This is a genomic window from Microbacterium natoriense (genome assembly GCF_030816295.1).
Lineage (GTDB): Bacteria > Actinomycetota > Actinomycetes > Actinomycetales > Microbacteriaceae > Microbacterium > Microbacterium natoriense_A.
The window spans coordinates 64,743-83,526 of record NZ_JAUSXV010000001.1 but is presented as its reverse complement, the minus strand read 5'-3'; the positions used below and the strand labels follow the sequence as shown (position 1 = coordinate 83,526).

General features: G+C 68.5%; 18 protein-coding genes. 11 read left to right on the top strand and 7 right to left on the bottom strand.

What is annotated here, in order from left to right:
• Nucleotides 1-38: 38 nt before the first annotated feature.
• The 8 genes from QFZ53_RS00425 (at nucleotide 39) to QFZ53_RS00390 (ending at nucleotide 8,267) form a co-directional block, all read left to right on the top strand.
• Entirely contained in the window at nucleotides 39-1,958 is a 1,920-nt protein-coding gene (locus QFZ53_RS00425) for a purple acid phosphatase family protein (RefSeq protein ID WP_307292377.1), read from the top strand.
• A gap of 83 nt (nucleotides 1,959-2,041) precedes the next feature.
• On the top strand, nucleotides 2,042-3,079 hold the full coding sequence (locus QFZ53_RS00420; RefSeq protein WP_307292373.1) for a DUF916 domain-containing protein: 1,038 nt from the start codon (nucleotides 2,042-2,044) through the stop codon (nucleotides 3,077-3,079).
• Nucleotides 3,080-3,261: 182 nt separating this feature from the next.
• The gene (locus QFZ53_RS00415) at nucleotides 3,262-3,690 is read left to right on the top strand and encodes a VOC family protein (RefSeq protein ID WP_292905031.1); all 429 of its coding nucleotides are present in this window, start codon (nucleotides 3,262-3,264) and stop codon (nucleotides 3,688-3,690) included.
• Nucleotide 3,691: 1 nt separating this feature from the next.
• Entirely contained in the window at nucleotides 3,692-4,393 is a 702-nt protein-coding gene (locus QFZ53_RS00410) for a winged helix-turn-helix transcriptional regulator (protein WP_307292369.1), read from the top strand.
• Nucleotides 4,390-5,007 carry a dihydrofolate reductase family protein gene (locus QFZ53_RS00405; RefSeq protein ID WP_307292368.1) on the top strand — a complete coding sequence of 206 codons (618 nt, stop codon included), beginning with the start codon at nucleotides 4,390-4,392 and terminating at the stop codon, nucleotides 5,005-5,007. The genes QFZ53_RS00410 and QFZ53_RS00405 overlap by 4 nt, the downstream gene beginning before the upstream one ends.
• A gap of 161 nt (nucleotides 5,008-5,168) precedes the next feature.
• The gene (locus QFZ53_RS00400) at nucleotides 5,169-7,232 is read left to right on the top strand and encodes a carboxypeptidase-like regulatory domain-containing protein (RefSeq protein WP_307292367.1); all 2,064 of its coding nucleotides are present in this window, start codon (nucleotides 5,169-5,171) and stop codon (nucleotides 7,230-7,232) included.
• 207 nt (nucleotides 7,233-7,439) lie between these two features.
• Nucleotides 7,440-7,673, top strand: a complete 234-nt coding sequence (locus QFZ53_RS00395) for a hypothetical protein (RefSeq protein ID WP_307292365.1) — start codon at nucleotides 7,440-7,442, stop codon at nucleotides 7,671-7,673.
• Between the two features lie 210 nt (nucleotides 7,674-7,883).
• Nucleotides 7,884-8,267, top strand: a complete 384-nt coding sequence (locus QFZ53_RS00390; protein ID WP_373426215.1) for a DUF6984 family protein — start codon at nucleotides 7,884-7,886, stop codon at nucleotides 8,265-8,267.
• Between the two features lie 3 nt (nucleotides 8,268-8,270).
• Here the strand turns inward: QFZ53_RS00390 and QFZ53_RS00385 are convergent, their stop codons facing one another.
• The 5 genes from QFZ53_RS00385 to QFZ53_RS00365 all read right to left on the bottom strand — a co-directional run bounded on the left by QFZ53_RS00385 (nucleotide 8,271) and on the right by QFZ53_RS00365 (nucleotide 13,430).
• A complete protein-coding gene (locus QFZ53_RS00385) occupies nucleotides 8,271-9,080 on the bottom strand; it encodes a Cof-type HAD-IIB family hydrolase (RefSeq protein ID WP_307292361.1) in 810 nt (269 codons plus the stop codon).
• A gap of 63 nt (nucleotides 9,081-9,143) precedes the next feature.
• Nucleotides 9,144-9,989 carry an exodeoxyribonuclease III gene (locus QFZ53_RS00380; RefSeq protein WP_307292359.1) on the bottom strand — a complete coding sequence of 282 codons (846 nt, stop codon included), beginning with the start codon at nucleotides 9,987-9,989 and terminating at the stop codon, nucleotides 9,144-9,146.
• A gap of 192 nt (nucleotides 9,990-10,181) precedes the next feature.
• Nucleotides 10,182-12,362, bottom strand: coding sequence for a malate synthase G (locus QFZ53_RS00375; protein WP_307292357.1), 2,181 nt, complete (start codon nucleotides 12,360-12,362; stop codon nucleotides 10,182-10,184).
• Entirely contained in the window at nucleotides 12,359-12,790 is a 432-nt protein-coding gene (locus QFZ53_RS00370; protein WP_292905055.1) for a GlcG/HbpS family heme-binding protein, read from the bottom strand. Before QFZ53_RS00370 ends, QFZ53_RS00375 begins: the two co-directional genes overlap by 4 nt.
• A gap of 103 nt (nucleotides 12,791-12,893) precedes the next feature.
• The gene (locus QFZ53_RS00365) at nucleotides 12,894-13,430 is read right to left on the bottom strand and encodes a YbhB/YbcL family Raf kinase inhibitor-like protein (RefSeq protein ID WP_307292353.1); all 537 of its coding nucleotides are present in this window, start codon (nucleotides 13,428-13,430) and stop codon (nucleotides 12,894-12,896) included.
• A gap of 84 nt (nucleotides 13,431-13,514) precedes the next feature.
• On the opposite strand from QFZ53_RS00365, the gene pyrE reads away from it, so the two are divergent.
• Together pyrE and QFZ53_RS00355 are read left to right on the top strand one after the other, a co-directional pair.
• Complete coding sequence (pyrE, locus tag QFZ53_RS00360) at nucleotides 13,515-14,075, top strand: orotate phosphoribosyltransferase (protein ID WP_307292352.1); 561 nt, start codon at nucleotides 13,515-13,517, stop codon at nucleotides 14,073-14,075.
• Nucleotides 14,072-14,974 carry an ROK family protein gene (locus tag QFZ53_RS00355; RefSeq protein ID WP_307292350.1) on the top strand — a complete coding sequence of 301 codons (903 nt, stop codon included), beginning with the start codon at nucleotides 14,072-14,074 and terminating at the stop codon, nucleotides 14,972-14,974. The genes pyrE and QFZ53_RS00355 overlap by 4 nt, the downstream gene beginning before the upstream one ends.
• On the opposite strand, the gene QFZ53_RS00350 is transcribed toward QFZ53_RS00355, so the two are convergent.
• Both QFZ53_RS00350 and QFZ53_RS00345 read right to left on the bottom strand, forming a co-directional pair.
• Nucleotides 14,943-16,106 (bottom strand): MFS transporter, encoded by a 1,164-nt coding sequence (locus tag QFZ53_RS00350; RefSeq protein ID WP_307292348.1) that lies wholly within the window; start codon nucleotides 16,104-16,106, stop codon nucleotides 14,943-14,945. The genes QFZ53_RS00355 and QFZ53_RS00350 overlap by 32 nt on opposite strands.
• The gene (locus tag QFZ53_RS00345) at nucleotides 16,103-17,005 is read right to left on the bottom strand and encodes a MurR/RpiR family transcriptional regulator (protein WP_292905061.1); all 903 of its coding nucleotides are present in this window, start codon (nucleotides 17,003-17,005) and stop codon (nucleotides 16,103-16,105) included. The genes QFZ53_RS00350 and QFZ53_RS00345 overlap by 4 nt, the downstream gene beginning before the upstream one ends.
• 168 nt (nucleotides 17,006-17,173) lie before the next feature.
• Here QFZ53_RS00345 and QFZ53_RS00340 point away from each other — a divergent pair, with 168 nt between their 5' ends.
• The gene (locus QFZ53_RS00340) at nucleotides 17,174-18,721 is read left to right on the top strand and encodes an ABC transporter substrate-binding protein (RefSeq protein ID WP_307292345.1); all 1,548 of its coding nucleotides are present in this window, start codon (nucleotides 17,174-17,176) and stop codon (nucleotides 18,719-18,721) included.
• The last annotated feature ends 63 nt before the right edge of the window (nucleotides 18,722-18,784 follow it).

Sequence of the window (18,784 nt, the reverse complement as noted above, 5' to 3'; positions counted from 1 at the left end):
GGCCGCGAATCCCCCATCGATCAGAGAACGGATACTCCATGTCCTCCCTCACCCCATCCGCTCACCGGCGACCGGCGCGTCGCACCGGTGCGTGGATCGCCGCCGCAGCTGTCGGCGCGACGCTGGTCCTCAGCGGTCTCGTCGCGGCTCCCGCGACGGCAGCGTCCACTGCGCAGTACACCGGGATCATCCTCGGCGTCGGCGCGAACGAATCTCAGCGCATCGTCACCTGGTACAGCACCGCCGACGAGGAGCAGCTCGTGCAGCTGGCTCCGACGGCATCCGTCGTGAACGGCGAGTTCCCCGCCACCGCGAAGACGTTCACGGCCACCGGAACGGCCAACATCACCTCGGTCGGCGGCGTCAACCGCCACACCACCCTCACCGGCCTCGAAGAGAACACGGCATACACCTACCGTGTCGGATCCGAGGGCAACTGGTCGACGGCCTACTCCTTCTCCACCCAGTCGTTCGACGGCGACTTCGACTTCCTGTTCTTCGGCGACCCGCAGATCGGCGCCTCCGGCAACGTCGCGAACGACGGCGCCGGATGGGCGAACACGCTCGACGTCGCCCTGGGGGCGAACCCGACCGCGGAGCTGCTCGTCTCCGGCGGCGACCAGGTCGAGACGGCCAACACCGAGACGCAGTGGGACGCGTTCCTCGCCTCGGACAAGCTGCGCCAGTACCCGTGGGTCGCGACCATCGGAAACCACGACGTCGGCGGCAAGGCCTACGAGCAGCACCTGTACACGCCCAACACCGACCGCAGCGCGAAGTACTACGCGAACGGCGACCCGGCGTCGAACACCTCGGGTGGCGACTACTGGTTCATCTACAAGGACGTGCTGTTCATCGACCTGAACAGCAACAGCTACAAGACCACCGACGGCACGAACGGCGACGCGGCGCACGTGGCCTACGTGACCGACGTGATCAACCAGCACGGCGCAGAGGCGAAGCACACCGTGCTCGTCTACCACCACGCGATCTACTCGGCCGCGTCGCACGCGAAGGACGCCGACAACAAGGTCCGCCGCGTCGACTTCCCGACCGTGTTCTCGAACCTGGGCGTCGACCTCGTGCTGCAGGGCCACGACCACGTCTACACCCGCAGCTACGAGATCAAGAACGGCGAGAAGGCGAACCCCGACGAGCAGCCCGGACAGGACGAGATCTTCGTCGGCCCCGGCGGTGTCGTCTACATGACCGCCAACTCGGCATCCGGATCGAAGTACTACAACATCACCGCTCCGGACGCGTCAGGCACGAGCGGCGCCGGAAACGGCGCCGACCCGCTGAACCCGTCGAGCTACTGGTACAACTCCGTGCAGAGCCAGGAGAAGACCCGCTCCTACGTGCAGGTCAAGGTCCGCGACGACAAGCTCATCGTCGAAGACATCCGCAGCGAGGCCTCGGGCTCCAACCCGGTGCTGTCGGTGGTCGACTCGGTCACGATCAACGCGAACCACGGAGACGGCCAGGACATCCAGGTCGACGTCCCCGAGAGCGCACCCGGAGAGTTCGGCTGGACGATCGACGGCACCAATCGCCTCGTCGACCTCGGCACGGCCGTCGAGAAGGACAACACGTACTTCACCGCCTCGGGCGAGATCAACCCGATCACCGTCACCGACACGCGCAAGACGCACTCTGGCTGGTCGATCTCGGCATCCGTCGGCGACTTCACCGATGGCGCCAAGGTCCTCTCGGGCAAGTACCTCGGCTGGACCCCGTCTGTGAAGGAGGAGGGTGCGGGCACGATCGCCGGCGCCCCGATCGCCTCGGGCTACACCAGCGGAACCGGTCTGTCGGAGTCGCGCGCCCTCGCCGGCGCGTGGAACGGGCACGAACTCGGCGCATCCAAGGTCGGCGCAGGGCTCGAGCTGACATTCCCGAACACGACGGAGAAGGGCGCGTACCGCGCGACCCTGACCCTCACCGCGCTCGCCGGCTGAGACCGGCGGACGCATCCGGATGCCGTGAGGCGGGCACGCTCGCCTCACGGCATCCGCTTCCAGCTCCCGAGAGACGAACACTCATGAACATCCCCTCCCTCGCCCGCCGTGCGGGCGTCACTGCGGCTCTTCTCGCGCTGGCCGCCCTGTTCGCCGCGCCCGCGGCGAATGCCGCGGTCGACGACGTCACCTGGACGGTCCGCACCGAATCGAACAGCTTCGGCGCCGATCGCGCGGGCTACGAGTACACGCTCAGCCCCGGCGAGACGATCACCGACGGCATCGTCGTGACGAACCGGGGTGCCGAACCGCTCGACCTGGGCGTGTACGCGGCCGACGGCTTCACGACCGAGGACGGCGGGTTTGATCTGCTGCCCGCAGGCGAGAAGTCGGCGAAGCTCGGCACCTGGGTCACTGTCGACGGCGGGGGAGTGGTCTCCGTCGCCCCGGGGGCGTCGGCCATGGTGCCGTTCACGATCGCGGTTCCGGCGAACGCCACGCCCGGCGACTACGGCGCGGGAATCGTGACCTCTCTCGCGACCGCCGACCAGAACGCCGAGGGTGTCACGGTCGATCGGCGTCTCGGCATCCGCATGGGCGTGCGCGTCGACGGAGAGCTCGCTCCCGCGCTCGCGGTCGACGACGTGAGCGTCGACTGGGGCGGCGGCCTCAATCCGTTCTCAGGCGATGTCGACGTCGCCTTCACGCTCAAGAACACCGGCAACACGACGATCGGCTCGGTCGCCGGAGTCACCCTGGCGGGGCCCTTCGGCCTGCTGGCGACCGATGCCGCCGACGTCGGCGATGCTCCCGAACTGCTCCCCGGCGAGACCTGGACGCAGAAGGTCACGGTGCCCGGATTCGCCGCTCTCGTCCTCTTGACGGCGACCGCGACCGTGATCCCGGCGTCCACGGACGCCGCGGGCACGACGGCCTCGCTTGCTCCCGTCGTCGCGAGCGGCACGGGGTGGGCTGTGCCGTGGCTGTTGCTCGCGCTGATCCTCCTCGTGGTCGCGGCGATCGTCTTCGTGCCGCGGATGCTGCGCGCAAGAGCCGCTACGCGGCAGGCGCGTGAGGACGCCCGGGTCGAGGAGGCGGTGGCGGCGGCGCTCGCGAAGTAGCGCACTCGCCGCTCTCTCGGGAGGAGTTCTCGCCTTCGGGCGGAGGAATCCGCGTCGAGCCTCCTCCCGAGCGCGAGGTCTCCTCCCGAACGCGCAACAACCCCTTGACGGCAGTACTTGTTTTTTGCAAGCATGACTTCAATGGGCGCCGCAACCCGCGGGCCTTCGACAAGGGAGTCATCATGACCAAGGTCTTCGTCAACCTGCCCACCTCCGACCTCGAGCGCAGCAAGGCGTTCTACACGGCCATCGGATGCGAGATCAATCCGCTGTTCACCGACGAGAACGCCGCGTGCGTCGTGTGGAGCGACGACATCTACTTCATGGTGCTGAAGCCGGAGTTCTTCGCGACCTTCACCGACAAGCCGATCGCCGACCCGAACCAGGTCGTGCAGGTCTCGGTGTCGTTCACGCAGGACTCTCGTGAAGACGTCGACGCGATCGTCGAGAAGGCACTCGCCGCGGGCGGCAGCGAGCCCAAGCCCGCGCAGGACTACGGCTTCATGTACTCGCGCGACATCGACGACCCCGACGGCAACTCGCTCGGCTTCCTCTACATGACCCCCGAGGCTGCGGAGAACGGCCCCGAGCACGTCGCCGAATCGGCCTGAGGTGGCCGCGCGCAGTTACGGCCAGTACTGCGGGGTGACCACAGCCGTCGAGCTGGTCGGGGAGCGGTGGGCGATGCTCATCGTGCGCGATCTGCTCGTCGGCCCCCGCCGCTACACCGACCTGAAGCTGGGCCTGCCGCGCATTCCGACCAACATCCTCTCGACACGGCTCAAAGAGCTGCAGGAGGGCGGGGTCGTCCGACGGGTCCCGCTGCACAACTGCGGACTCGTCTACGAGCTCACCGACTACGGTCGTGCGCTCGAGCCGATCATCCTCGCTCTCGGTCGGTGGGGTTTCCAGACGATGGGCGACCCCGACGAGGGCGATGTCGTCACGCCCGATTCCCTGACGATGGCGCTGCGGACGGCGTTCCAGGCGGATGCCGCCGCGGACGCCGAGTACGAGCTGCACGTAGGTGACGTGGCGCTGCGCGCCTCGGTGCGCGCAGGCTCGCTATCGGTGGCGCAGCTGGCTCCACCGGCGCCGCCGGTCGGCGGCCGGCTCCCCGAAGGAGAAGCGGATGCCGTCATCGTGGCCGGCCCAGGCATCCGCCGTCTGATCGCGGGGGAGCTCACCCCTGCCGAAGCCGTCGAGCAGGACGTTCTCGCAGTGGTGCGCGGCGATGTCTCGTGGCTCGACTCCTTCGCCCGCAGTTTTCACATCGCACCGCTCGCCGAACTCACGAAGGAGACAGCATCATGACCGGACGCATCATCATCGACCTGTTCACCACTCTCGACGGCGTCGCGCAGGCCCCCGGCGGGCCTGAGGAGGACACCAGCGGCGGCTTCCCGTACGGCGGCTGGCAGGCGGGCTATCCGAGCGAGGCGGTCATGCGCAGCGTGACCGCGGGTATGGACACCCTCGACGCCCTGCTGCTCGGTCGCCGAACCTACGACATCTTCGCCGGGTACTGGCCGCAGCACACCACCGGGCCTGAGGGGTTCATCGGGCAGCTGTTCGATCGGGTGCCGAAGTACGTCGCGTCGAGGGATGCCGGGATCGAGCTCGGCTGGCAGGGCAGTTCGCGCGTCGGCGACGACCTGGCATCAGAGATCGCCGAGCTGCGCGAGAAGCACCAGGATGTGCACGTGATCGGCAGCGTCGACTTCGTGCAGACTCTGCTCGCCGAGCAGCTCTACGACGAGTTGCAGCTGTGGGTGTACCCGGTGGTGCTCGGTCAGGGCCGCAAGGTCTTTCCCGACGGAGCGGCTCCGGCGAGCATGAGGCTGCTGCAGGCTGAATCAGGTGACGGCGGCACACTGCTGCTGCGGTACGCGCCGGTGTCTGGTGAGGTGCGCACCGGGACGATGTAGGGCGGGACGGCCTCCAGTCGATCGTGCGGAATATTTCCCGAGGATCGACTATTCCCTTCCTGTGTATTTCCCAATAGATTCGGACAGCACGTTGCCGCACGGTCGGCGGGTGGATTGCTGATCTGCGCTCCGGCGCCACGAGTCCTGAGGGGGACCCGGCCATGCTGTCACGACGGACCAAGAAGAGCGCGCTGCTGAAGATGCTGCTCGCCGGAGCGGCCTCTGCGGCCCTGGCTCTGACGGGAGCGGTGTCGGCCGCAGCCGAAGACGCGCCCACCGCGACGATCACGGGGCAGGTCACACGGGAAGACGGCGGAGCGCCGGTCGAGAACGTGGGCGTGTTCGTCACGCCCACCGCCGGCGGGTTCTCCTACAACGGGTACACGGATGCGACCGGCGCCTACAGCGTGGTGGGGTTGCCGGCGGGCGAATACACAGTGAGATTCGCACCCGACGCCGCAGGCGGCGGTCTGCTCTCCGAGTTCTGGGATGACGCCCCGGACTGGTTCGCGGCAAAGAAGCTGACGTTGTCCGGCGGCGAGACGGTCGCAGACATCGACGCCGCCTTGGAAGTCGGAGGCGCTGTCTCCGGGAGGGTGACCCGTGCGGACGATGGTTCGCCGATCGCGGGGGCGCCGGTGAATGTGATGAAGGCAGGCAATCTGGGCTCTGGCGGGATGAGGTGGACCGGCCCTGATGGAACCTTTCTGATCGACGGGTTGCGTCCTGGCGATTACGTGGTCCAGTACAGTGCGCCGATGGGAAGCACGCTTGCGGGCGAGTACTGGGAGGATGCAGTCCACGCTCTCGACTCGACCCTGGTCTCCGTCACGCCGGGTCAGACGACCGCCGGCATCGACGCCGAGCTCGCGGAGTCGGCAACGATCAGCGGGCACGTGAGCCGCGCCGATGGTTCAGCGCTTACCGGAACAGTGACGGTTTCGGGCGCACACGGACCGGTGGCGATCGTGCCCATCGAATCGGATGGTGGATACCAGGCCCAGGTAAGCGCCGGAAGCTACATTCTGCACTTCGAGGCCGACGGGGCCAGCGTCGTGTCCGAGTATTGGAACGATGCTTCACTCGAGTCCGATGCGACGCCCGTCGTCGTCGCCCCCGGGCAGCATCTCGAGGGAGTCGATGCTGAACTCGCTCTCAACGGGTACACCGCGATTCGCGGGTCGGTGTCCTCGGGCGGTGAACCCGTCACAGAGGGACTCGTCGAAGCCTGGGCCGACGGGCTTATCGTCGGAATGGGTTACGTCGACGACGCCGGGGAGTACGAGCTGACACTTCCGCCCGGCACATACCAACTGCTCGCCTGGGGCAACGAGTACGACCCCATCTACGCGCGGCAGTACTACCTCGACGCGAAGACCGCATCCGAAGCAACCGCGGTCGCGCTCGGGGGTGATTCTGACGTGTTGGGCATAGATTTCGAGCTCTCGATCGGCGGCGACATTCAAGGATCGGTCACGGCGACGGGAGAACTCCCCGCTGAGGGCGCCGAGGTCACGGCTTACCTGTTCAGCGGCGGTGAATGGCGTGTCGCGGCGGTGGCCATGGCCGATGGAGAGTACCGATTCGGCTATGGGATGCCCGCCCCTGCATCTGTCGGAGGCCCGCTGCCAGCCGGCTCGTACAAGATCGGTGTGGAAGCAGACGGGTACTGCGAGACCTTCAATGGTGGTGCAGGTTCGCTTGAAGATGCTGAGCCGATCGAAATGAACGAAGGGCAGGTTCTGGCAGGCATCGACGTGACCCTCACGACCGACTGCGCTGCTCCGAAGCCCCGCATCTCTGTCGCCGCCGGTTCGGTGAGCGCCGGAGGGGAGATCGCCGTGACCGGAAAGAACTTCGCACCCGGTGAGACGGTCGCGTTCGAACTGCACTCCGACCCGATCGCCCTCGGCTCCCTCGTCGCCGACAGTGATGGACGTCTGAGCGGCTCCCTCCGCATCCCGGCAACGGCACCGGCGGGTTCGCACACTCTCGTCGCCGTCGGCGCGCAGTCGGCCATCGAGGCGAGTGTCGCCCTGCAGGTCACCGCGGCGACGGGTGCAGGCACCGGTAGCGGATCCGCGACCACTCCGCCCGTGCGCGGTGCCGCAGCCACCGGTCTCGCGAGCACCGGTGCCGAGCTGCCGGGTGGCATCCTGATCGCTGGACTCTTCCTCGCTCTGTGCGGCGGGGTCTTGCTGCGCCGTCGGGTGACGAAGGCCTGATGCCTCGGGAGAACAGCGGTCCTGTGAGCAGCGACACTCAGGGCTGAAGTACGCGGCGGCGGAGTCCTTCGATCTCTCAGTGCCGTCTCGCCCACGGATCTGTCAGCATCCGATTCCGTAGATGATGAATCGAACGATGGGAGAGCGAATGAGCGCCAGGTATATCAGTCGATGAACGCGAATCGCCCTGCTCGGTGGTGATCGTACGTGTTCCCTGACATCATCATCGGTCCGATCATCGTCGTCCTGGGCGTGGTGTTGATACTTCTCCGACGCACCGTTCCCGGCATCTTCCATGCAGGTTTGGAGTTCTTCTACGGGGCTCCGCTCGCTGACGACGCCATCCGACCAGAGTCTGCACCTCGTCACATCTTCATCGTCGGCATCCTCTTCATCGTGTTTGGCTGCATCGTGACGGCGATTGGACTCTTCGGCAGATGAGCGTCGCCTCCGCCAGCTCCCAGCAGATCTCGGGCTGTGTCGGCGGCTTTCCTTGTCATCGAACTCAACGCTTTCGCGTGAGGCGGACCGGCAACCGCCCGAACTATGGAGGCAGGCAAATGACGATGAAGTTCGCCAGATCCGGGACGAAACAGATCGCCGAGACGGGGCTCTATTCGCCAGTCGCAACTGATGCGTTAGGGGTGTTCAATGCGCTGGTTCCCTAAGGGTTTGGGCCGGAACTCCCCGCCCAAAGGCTTCCGCGGTATACGCGAAGAAGAGTCGCGCTTGCTCCTGCGCTTCGTCGCGAGGGACTTCCCGGGGAACGCCGAACTCCACGACCAGCTCCGGAGCGTCACAGTCGCGGATATCGACGCCGACGGCAGTCTCCGGCTCTCGACGCGAGGGGCCGCTCGCGCTGACGTGCCTCGACGGATACCCGTCGAGGCGAGTTATCTAGATCGAGACGGTGTGCGGGTCCACCTCCTCTTGCACGTCGTCGACGGCCATCTTGACGAGTTCGAGGTCTTTCGCGAGGATTCGAAGCCGGTGATCAACAGGCCGGTCGACCAGACCGACCTGGAGTTCGAGTAGGGCTCAGCCCAGCATCCGCTCGATGACGCGCGCCACGCCATCGTCGTCGTTCGAGGCGGCGACCTCGTCAGCCGCGTCGCGCACGACGTCTTCGGCTTCGGCCATCGCGACCCCGTGGCCTGCCCATCGGAGCATCTCGACGTCGTTGAGCGCATCGCCGAAGGCGACGACGTCGGACTGCGAGACGTCGAGGTGCTCGCAGAGCCGGGCGAGGCCGGTGGCCTTGGTCACGCCCTCGGCCATCACCTCGACGAACGGGGCGCCAGACAGCGTGGCCTCGAAGCCGACCAGGCCGAGATCGCGCAGGGCCTCGAAGAGGACACCGGGCGAGAGCTCGGGATGCCGGATCACGAGCTTGAGAGTCGGCGCCGCCAGCACCTGATCGAGCGGCACTCCGCCCATGGTCTGCGGGTGGCGCTTGTGGTCGGAATAGTCGGCGATCTCGGCGTACCCGTCCTCGGCGACGAAGGTCTCTCCGCCCTCGCGCACGCTCGCGAAGAGCAGGCCCGGGATGCTGGCGCGCAGCGCCTGGGCCAGCGTGCGGATCGTCTCGGGCGGCAACTCTTCGGCGAACAGCATCCGCCCGTCAACGAGATTCGTCGCGTACGCGCCGTTGCCGCACAGCGCCCAGCCGTCGAAGCCCGCCTCGGCGGCGATCGCGCGCAGGCCGATCGGCTGGCGGGCGGTCACGGGCACGACGTGGATGCCGCGAGCTCTGGCTGCATCGAGCGCCCGGCGCGTGCGCGAAGTCACCGTGCCGGTGGAGTCGAGGAGCGTTCCATCGAGGTCGGTCGCGATCAGGCGGAGAGTCATGGGAGGGTCACTGCGTTTCGTCTCGTCGCTTCGCTCCTCGCTCAACGACCGGTGAGGGGCAGATCAGGAGAAGATCATCGGCAGGTCGTCGTCTTCTTCGGAGCTGCCGAAGTCGAGGTCGACGACAACCGGCACGTGGTCGCTGGGCTGCTCGCCCTTGCGCTCGTTCCGGTGGATCGAGGCACCCGTCACCGCATCCGCCAGGGCCTTCGAGCCCAGGACGAAGTCGATGCGAATTCCCTCGTTGCGGGGGAACTTCAGACGCTGGTAGTCCCAGTAGGTGTACCCCTCGGGGAGCAGCGGGCGCACGACGTCGCTGACACCGGCATCCGCCAGCGCGAAGAACGCGGCGCGCTCCTGCGGCGATACGTGCGTCGAGCGGCCGACGACGATGTCGGGGTCGCCGTTGTCGTCGTCGAACGGGATGATGTTGAAGTCGCCGACCAGCGCGAGCGGAAGCTCGGGGTTCGCAGAGAGCTCGGCGGCCGTGGACTTCTTCAGCTCTTCGAGCCAGTGCAGCTTGTAGGCGAGGTGCGGGTCGTCGAGCGAGCGGCCGTTGGGCACGTACAGGCTCCACACCCGCACGCCGTCGACCATCACACCGAGCGCACGGGCTTCGAGCGGAGCATCCGGCCCCTCATGGCCCTTCGCGAAACCGGGCATGCCCGCGAACGAGGTCTGCACATCGGTGATCGGCAGCCGGCTCGCGATCGCGACGCCGTTCCACTGGTTCAGGCCGTGCACCTCGACGTGGTACCCGGCCTCTTCGAACGGCCCATACGGGAACTGCTCGGGCTTGCACTTGATCTCCTGCATCGCCAGCACGTCGACGTCTTCACGAACGGCGAACTCGACGGTGCGGGTGACGCGGGTGCGGATGGAGTTGACGTTCCAGGTGGCCAAGCGCATGAGAACAGCCTAGTTGCGAGGTCGGACAGCGGATGCCGGGGTCTGGTCACACAAATGGCGACCTGCCGCGCCGCAACCCTGCCGAAGTGTGAGCGGCGCAGCTGTCTGGTCGCGCCAACGGCGACCTGCCGCGCGGCAACCCTGCTGAAGCGTGACCCAGCCCCGGCCAACCGTAGGAGGTGCTGCCGCGGCTCAGACCCGAGCAGCCTGCTCGGCCTTCTTCTCCCGCCGAAGCCCGTGCAGCAGCGGCTCGGTGTAGCCGCTGGGCTGCGCCGCCCCCTCGACGATCAGGCGACGGGCGGCGGTGAAGGCGATGCCCGGTTCTTCGCCCTCGGCGAAGGCCAGTGGCTCGTAGTTCGGGTCGCCCGCGTTCTGTTCGTCGACGACCACGGCGAGACGACGCAGACTCTCATCGACCTGGTCGAGCGTGATGACGCCGTGCTGCAGCCAGTTGGCGAGCAGCTGGCTCGAGATGCGCAGCGTCGCGCGATCCTCCATGAGGCCGACGCCGTTGATGTCGGGCACCTTCGAGACGCCGATGCCCTGGTCGATCCAGCGCACGACGTACCCGAGGATCGACTGTGCGTTGTTGTCGATCTCCTCCGCGACGATCTCGGGCGTGAGATCTCCCTCACCCGCCAGCGGCGGCACGAGCAGGGCGTCGAGCGCGCTGTCGCCCACAGGCGCGAGCGTCGCGCGCACCGCGAACGGGTCGACCTGGTGGTAGTGCAGGGCGTGCAGGGTCGCGGCGGTCGGCGAGGGCACCCAGGCGGTGGATGCTCCCGACTGGGGGTGCGCGATCTTCTTCTGCAGCATGTCGTGCATGAGGTCGGGTTCGGCCCACATGCCCTTGCCGATCTGGGCGTGCCCGTCGAGCCCGCAGGCGACGCCGATCGCGACGTTGCGGTCTTCGTACGCCTTCATGAACGGCTGCTGCTTGATCGCGGCCTTCGGCAGGAAGGGTCCCGCGTGCAGCGAGGTGTGGATCTCGTCTCCGGTGCGATCGAGGAAGCCCGTGTTGATGAACACGACCCGATCGGATGCCGCGGCGATCGCGGCGGCGAGGTTCGCCGAGGTGCGGCGCTCCTCGTCCATGATCCCGACCTTCATGGTGCGGCCGGGCAGTCCCAGCAGCTGCTCGACGCGGTCGAACAGCTCGGCCGCGAACGCGACCTCCTCGGGGCCGTGCATCTTGGGCTTGACGATGTACATCGAGCCGGTGCGCGAGTTGCGCCCGGCGTTCGGACCCTCGAGCTCGGGGAGCGTGCCGAGAGCAGTCATGATCGCGTCGAGGATGCCCTCGAAGATCGGCTCGCCGTCGCGGTCGAGCACGGCGTCGGTGCGCATGAGGTGGCCGACGTTGCGGACGAAGAGGAGGGCGCGCCCCGGGAGCGTGACCTCCGAACCGTCGGCCCGGTTGTACGTGCGGTCGGCGGCGAGGGTGCGCGTGAACGTGCGGCCGCCTTTTGTGACGGTCTCGCTGAGGGTGCCGTCCATGAAGCCCCGCCAGTTGCGGTAGCCGAGGGCCTTGTCGTCACCGTCGACCGCGGCGACCGAGTCCTCGAGGTCGAGGATCGCGGTGACGGCGGACTCGAGGATGATGTCCTGGACGCCCGCGGCATCCGTCGTGCCGATCCGGCCGGAGCGGTCGATCACGATCTCAGCGTGCAGGCCGTTGTGGACCAGCAGTACGGCGGTGGGAGCATCCGTCTCGCCTGCGAAGCCGACGAACCCCGAGGCATCGCGCAGGCGGTGCTCGCCGCCCGCCGTGTCGACGACGAGCCCGTCCGCGTCCACCCGGTAGGCGGTCGCGTCGCTGTGCGAGCCCTCGTCCAAGGGGGCGATCTCGTCGAGGAACTCCCGCCCCCAGGCGACCACCTCGGCAGCACGGGTGTAGTTGAACTCCGTGCCGGGGGCGAGCTCGCCCTGCTGGCTGATCGCGTCGGTGCCGTACAACGCGTCGTACAGCGAGCCCCAGCGGGCATTCGCAGCATTGATCGCGAAGCGGGCGTTGAGCAGCGGCACGACGAGCTGCGGACCCGCCATCGTCGCGAGCTCGGCGTCGACGTTCTCGGTCGTCACGGCGACCTGCTCCGGCTCGGGCACGAGATACCCGATCTCGGTCAGGAGGGCGCGGTAGGCGTCCTTGTCGGGAACCCCTGGGTGCGCACGGTGGAAGTCGTCGATGCGCTGCTGCAGTTCGTCGCGCCTGCGCAGCAGGGCCGCGTTGCGGGGCACCAGGTCGTGGATGAGCGCACTCGCCCCGGCCCAGAACGCGTCGGCGTCGCGACCTGCATCCGCAAGCGCGGACTCGGCGAACTCGGCGATGGGTTCGGCGACCGAGAGGTCGGCGCGGGAGAGATACGAGGTCATGATTCCAGTCCTTCTACTCGAGCGCCGAGGCGCTTCAGGGTCTCGAGCGCGATCTCGATGTCTTGGGCGGGGCTGCCGCCTGCGACTCCGAGGCCGCCGACGCAGGTCTCGCCGAAGAAGATCGGAACGCCCCCGTCGATCGTCGTGAGGGCGCCGCCGGTGCCCAGGGGCAGTGCGGTGGTGAGCACGTCGGGGATGAGACCGGTGCGGCGGCGGGTCGATGCGGAGGTGACGGCCTTGCGCTTGCTCGTCTCGGCACTGTGCGGCGTCGCACCGTCTGCCATGCCGTAGGCGATCAGTGTCATCGACGGGTCGGCGACCGAGACCACGGTCTTCACACCTGTGACCTCACCCACCTCCATGGCGATGGAGACGGCGCGGACGGCCGTTTCATAGGTGATCGCGACCGTCTGGCGATGGGTAGACATCGACGTCCCCTCCCTCTCCGTGGTATTCATCATGCGAATAATTGATTTCGCATGATGGAATGATACGACAGAAGGGGGGCGTTGTCCAGAATGCGACGCCGGCTCAGCGTTCCGCCGGGTCGGCCGTGCCGACGAGGATGCCGCGGGCGAGCGTGTGGAAGTGCCGGTGGAAGCCGAGCGTGCCGGGCGTCTCGTCTCCCGTGAGATCCAGAGCATCGACGTCGAGAGCGTCCAGGACGAAGAAATAGCGGTGCACGCCCGTGCCCACCGGAGGCGCGGCGCCGATGTAGCGCTGCAGTCGCGCCTCGTTGGGCATGACCTTGGCTCCCGCCGGAAGGCTGCCGACCGAGCCGTCGATCGCGTCGAGGCCGACCAGGTCCGCCGGCAGGTCGAACGCCGCCCAGTGCCAGAAACCGGATCCGGTCGGCGCGTCCGGGTCGAAGCACGAGATCGCCAGGCTCTTCGTGCCTGCCGGCGGGGCCGACCAGCGTAGCCGCGGCGTCAGGTCGGACCCTCCACGGTCAGAGGACCAGGCCGACAGCGGCAGGGCGCCGCCCGGTTCGAAGTCGGGGCTGGTCAGCTCGAGAGGGGCGACGGGGCGCAACTCGGCGAGGGCGGCGTACGGGTCGTACGAGAACACGGAAGCTCCTTCGGTCGGTCTCCCGGCCACGATAAGCGGATGCCGGCGGCGAATCCAGCATCCGCTGCTTCTACACTGGATTCCGTGACCGCACTCGACGCAGACCGCCAGTCCCTTCTCGACCTCATCAAGGACGAGGCGGTGTTCCACGGCGACTTCACGCTCTCCAGCGGCAAGAAGGCGACCTACTACGTCGACATGCGCAAGCTGACGCTCGACCACCGGGCAGCTCCCGCGATCGGCCGCATCATGCTCGACCTGATCGCCGACCTCGACGTCGTCGCCGTCGGCGGCCTCACGCTCGGCGCCGACCCGATCGCGAACTCGGTGCTGCACGCCTCCGTCGCATCAGGCGCCCCGCTCGACGCCTTCGTCGTGCGCAAGGAGCCCAAGGACCACGGCCGCGGCCGCCAGATCGAGGGCGCCGACGTCAAGGGCAAGCGCGTCGTCGTGCTCGAGGACACCTCGACCACCGGCCAGTCCGCGCTCAAGGCGGTGGAGGCCCTGCGCAAGGAGGGCGCAGAGATCGTCGCCGTCGCCGTGATCGTCGACCGCAAGACCGGAGCGCAGGCCGCGATCGAGGCCGAGGGTCTCGAGTGGCGCGCGGCCTTCGATCTCGACGACCTCGGGCTCGACCCGCAGTGAATCGCTTCGCCCTCGCCGTCGATGTCGGCGGCACCAAGATGGAGGCCGCGCTCGTGGCCGACGACGGCACCCTCGTGCGGGGAAGCCGCAGCCGTCGGGCGACGGGCCGGGATGCCACCCCCGCGTCGCTCGACGATGCGATCGCGACGGTGATCGCCCACGCCCTCTCCCGTCTCCCCGACGCCGCAGAGCTCGTCGGCGCCGGCATCGGCAGTGCCGGGCCGATCGACCGTAACGTCGGCCAGATCCTCCCGGTGAACATGCCTGCAGCCCGCGGCTACGGTCTCGCGGGTGCGGTGCGCGCGACCGCCTCCGGGATTCTCGGGCGTGGGCTGCCCACGGTGTTCGGCCACGACGGCGGTGCGCTCGCGCTCGCCGAGTCCTGGCTCGGCGCCACGAAGGACGCCCGCTCCTCGCTCGCGATCGTCGTGTCGACCGGCGTCGGCGGCGGCTTCGTGGTGAACGGCGCGTACATCCCCGGCGCCTCGGGCAACGCAGGCCATCTCGGTCAGGTGCGTCGAGAGGGCGGGCTCACACTCGAGGAGATCGCCTCGGGGCCGGCCAGTGCCGCCTGGGCGCAGCAGCAGGGCTGGTCGGGAGCGACCGGCGAGGACCTGGCGCGCGACTCGGCCGCAGGAGACGCGATCGCCCGTGCCGCGATCGAGCGGTCCGCACGGGCCGTCGGCGAGGCGCTGGCGGATGCAGCGACGCTCGTCGACCTCGACATGGTCGCGATCGGCGGAGGCTTCTCGCAGGTGTCCGCCGACTACATCGACCTCGTGCAGCAGGCTCTCACTGCGAGCGCCGCACACGAGTACTCGCGGCGGACTCGCGTCGTGCGCTCCGGCCTCGGCGACGAGGGGCCCCTCATCGGCGCCGCGGCGTTCGTTCTGCGCTGACCCCGAGCGACCCGCGCACCGCGAGCACGGCCAGAAGCGGCACCGCGGCGCACAGCCCTGCCGACACGAGCAAGGTCGTGCTCGACGCGGGATCGCGGCCGATCAGCAGCACCAGTGCGGGCACGAAGGTGCCGCCGAGGGCCCCGCAGGCGACCAGCGCGCCGGTGACGGCGGCGCTCCGTGCGGCGTCCAGGCGATCGAGCGCGAGCCCGACGATCAGGCCGTAGCTCGGCGCAAGCAGGGCGACCGCTGCCGCGAGTGCGACGAGGGCTCCGATCGGAGCCGCCTCTAACAGGAGCCCTGCGGAGGCGATCAGCACAGCGGCTGCCGCCGTTCCGACGGCGAGGATCGCGACGGGCGGCACTCCTCGTCTTCGGAGCCCCGCGGCGCCGAACCGACCGAGCGCCATCAGCGTCCAGAACGCCGTCGTGCCGAGTGCCGCGGCCGAGGGGGAGAGAGACAGCGTGCGCTCGGGGATCACGGCCGACCAGCCGGAGAGGACGGTCTCGACCCCCACATAGAGGGGCAGTGCCACGGCGAACGGTGCCAGCATCGCGAGACTCCCGAGGTCGCGGCGGGCGGGAGGGGCGGCATCCCGGCGGGCGGCTCGGCCGGTGGCGAGGATCACGATCGTCGCGAGCGGCACCGCAGCGAGTGCGCTCAGCGCGGGCATGGCGCCGGCACCCGCCGCCACCGCGAGGGGAGTCACCGCCGCGCTCACGGCCACCGTCCCGGTGAGCGCGCTCAGCACCCCGGTGGCACTGCCGACCACGGCGCCCTTCGCAGCCACGGAGCCTGCGGCCTCCACGAGGCCGAAACCCATGCCGGCGGTGGTCGCCGCGACGATGAAGAGCAGAGTGGTGTCGGCGCATGCTCCGGCCACGAGCGCGGCCGCCTGCAGTGCGCTGCCGACGATCAGAGTCGTGCGAGCGGGGCGCCGGAGCATCAGCGGGCCGGAGAGCAGGACGCCGACGAGCAGTCCTGCGAACAGAGCGGGGACGGCCGGGCTCAGGTCAGCGCCGATGCTCCGTTCCGCGGCGGGCAGGACCGCCGGGACGAACGACGCGGTGACGCCCAGGCTCGCGAACGCCGCGAACAGGCCGGTGAGGGCGTGACGGCGCGAGCTGCTCACGCGCCCGAGGCTCGCACGTGGTGCACGGCGGCGAAAGTGTCGCGCAGTGCCTCCATCGATCGGTCGTAGTTCGACTGCGCGACGCCGATGAAGATGCAGTCGACGACCATCAGCTGGGCGATGCGGCTGCCCAGGGCGCCGGACCGGAACCCGGTCTCCCTGGCTGCCGTGGTGAGCACGATGTCCGCCTGGCCGGCGAGCGGAGCGCCGGCGTGGTTCGTGATCGCGATGGTCGTGGCGCCGGCGCGCCGTGCCAGCATGAGGAACTCGATCGTGTCGGTGGTCGCGCCGCTGTGCGACACCGCGATAGCCACGTTCCCCGGCTGGAGGGTCGCAGCCGAGGTCCACGCCGCATGGTGATCCGACCACTCGAGCGCGGTCCTGCCGATCCGGGTCAGCTTGCGCTGCAGGTCGAGGCCCACGATCGAGCTCGCGCCCACGCCGAAGATGTCGACGCGGTTCGCGGCGGTGATGGCGTCGACGGATGCCCTCAGAGCCTCGGTGTCGAGGACCTTCGCCGTGTCGGCGAGTGACAGCGTCTCGGCGAGCGAGACCTTGGCGACGATGTCCGACAGGGTGTCGTTGCGATCGATGTCCCCCGAGACGTCGGGCAGCGCCGCAGTGTCGAACGTCTCGCGCTCGACGTCGCGGAGGACGTGGTTGCGAAGCTCGCGCACGTGGTCGTACCCCAGCCGCTTGCAGAAGCGGACGACCGAGGTCGTCGAGGTGCCGCATCGCTGCGCGAGCTCGGCCACCGAGTAGCCGGCGGTGGTGGCCGGATCGGCGAGGAACAGGTCGGCGATGCGCTGCTCGCTCGGGCGGAGCTCCGGGCGGATCGCGCGCATGCGGACAAGCACGGGGTGGGCGCCGGCGTCGTCGCGGGCGGCTTCGTAGGGCATGGGCAGTCTCCGATCGCTGATCACACAGTAGAGGAATTTTTGTTACATGAGAAGCGAACTTGGTGTACTTTTGGTGCACACCAAGACCGATGATGTTCGCGGGGCGACAACGGCGATGTGCCGACCCGACGCCGAAGCGATGCATCCCCAAGCCTGGAGGAATCAGCAATGAGCACAGCACGGCGGGCGTCGTTCGGCGCCCTCACAGCGACAGGGGTCGCCCTGGCCCTCGTCATCACCAGTTGTTCGGCGCCGTCGAAGCCCGCGCCGTCGGAGGGCGCAGCCGCCGGCGGCGACATCGTCATAGGCGTCACCAGCGACCCCGACACCCTGTTCCCCTGGAAGGCCACGCAGTTCCAGGCGGTGAACGTCCTGCAGAACATCTACGGCACCCTCACCGAGTTCGACGAGGACCTCAACGTCGTCCCCGGTCTCGCCGAGTCGTGGGATGTGTCTGAGGACGGACTCACCGTGACCTTCCACCTCCGTGACGGTGTCACCTTCGCCGACGGCAGCACCTTCGGCTCCGAAGACGTGAAGTACTCGCTCGACGCGATCGCCGCGGAGGCGACCGCCGCGGTCGCACGCAGCTCGCTCGCATCCGTAGCCGGCGTCGAGGCGACCGACGAGAAGACCGTCACGGTCACGCTGAAGACTCCGGATGCCGCGCTGCCCGCGAACCTGGCCGTGATCAACATGGCCATGCTCTCGTCGGACGACACCGAGGAAGGGCTCAACACCACGCCGAACGGCACCGGCCCGTTCGTGATGGAAGACCGCACGCCCAGCCAGTCGCTCACCCTTGCGAAGAACGACGACTACTGGGGAGACGCCGCCCTCCTGGACACGGTCGAGTTCCGGGTGATCCCGGACGAGTCCTCGATCGTCTCGGCCATGCAGTCCGGCAACGTCCAGCTCGCCGTGTTCGACGACCCGCTCGTCGCGCAGACCGCCGAGGGCGCCAACGTGACGGTGGCGACGACCCCGCAGCTGAGCTACCACGCGCTCCAGCTCAACGCCACGCACGGCGACCTCGCCGACGTGAACGTGCGTCTCGCGATCCAGTGCGCGATCGACCGTCAGGAGGTGCTCGACACCGCAGCTCTCGGTGAAGGCGAGGTCACCGGCCCGATCACGTCGCCCGCGTACAAGTCCGATCCCGACGCCCGTCCGTGCCCTGAGCGCGATCTCGACAAGGCAGCCGACTACCTCGACAAGGCGGGCAAGTCCGACGGCGTGACCATCAAGGCCATCGTCTCGCAGGGCGAGTACGCGACGTCGGTCAACGAGGCGCAGAACCTCAAGGCGCAGCTCGCCGACGCCAAGATCACGCTCGAGCTCGAGGTGCTCGAGTCGGGCGCGTTCGTCGACCGCTGGATCGCCGCCGACTTCGACGCCGCCGTCGCCCTGAACGGCGGGCGCCCCGATCCCGACGGCATGTACGGCCGATACTTCACCAGCACCGGAAACCTGAACAAGGTCGCCGGCTACTCCTCGCCCGAGCTCGACGCCCTGTTCGCTGAAGGACGTCAGACGGCCGACCCGGAGAAGCGCAAGGAGATCTACGCGCAGGTGTCGGAGAACCTCGAGGACAACGCGGCGTGGATCTGGCTGTTCACCAGCTACACCTACACGGCCGCGGCGTCGAACGTCGACGGCTTCGTCCCCATGGCGAACGGCTCGCTGCAGTACCTGCGGACGACCTCCATCAAGTAAGCAGCGCGACGCGGCGGTGCGGGCCAGTCCCGCCCGCACCGCCGCCCCGACGACAGGCATCCT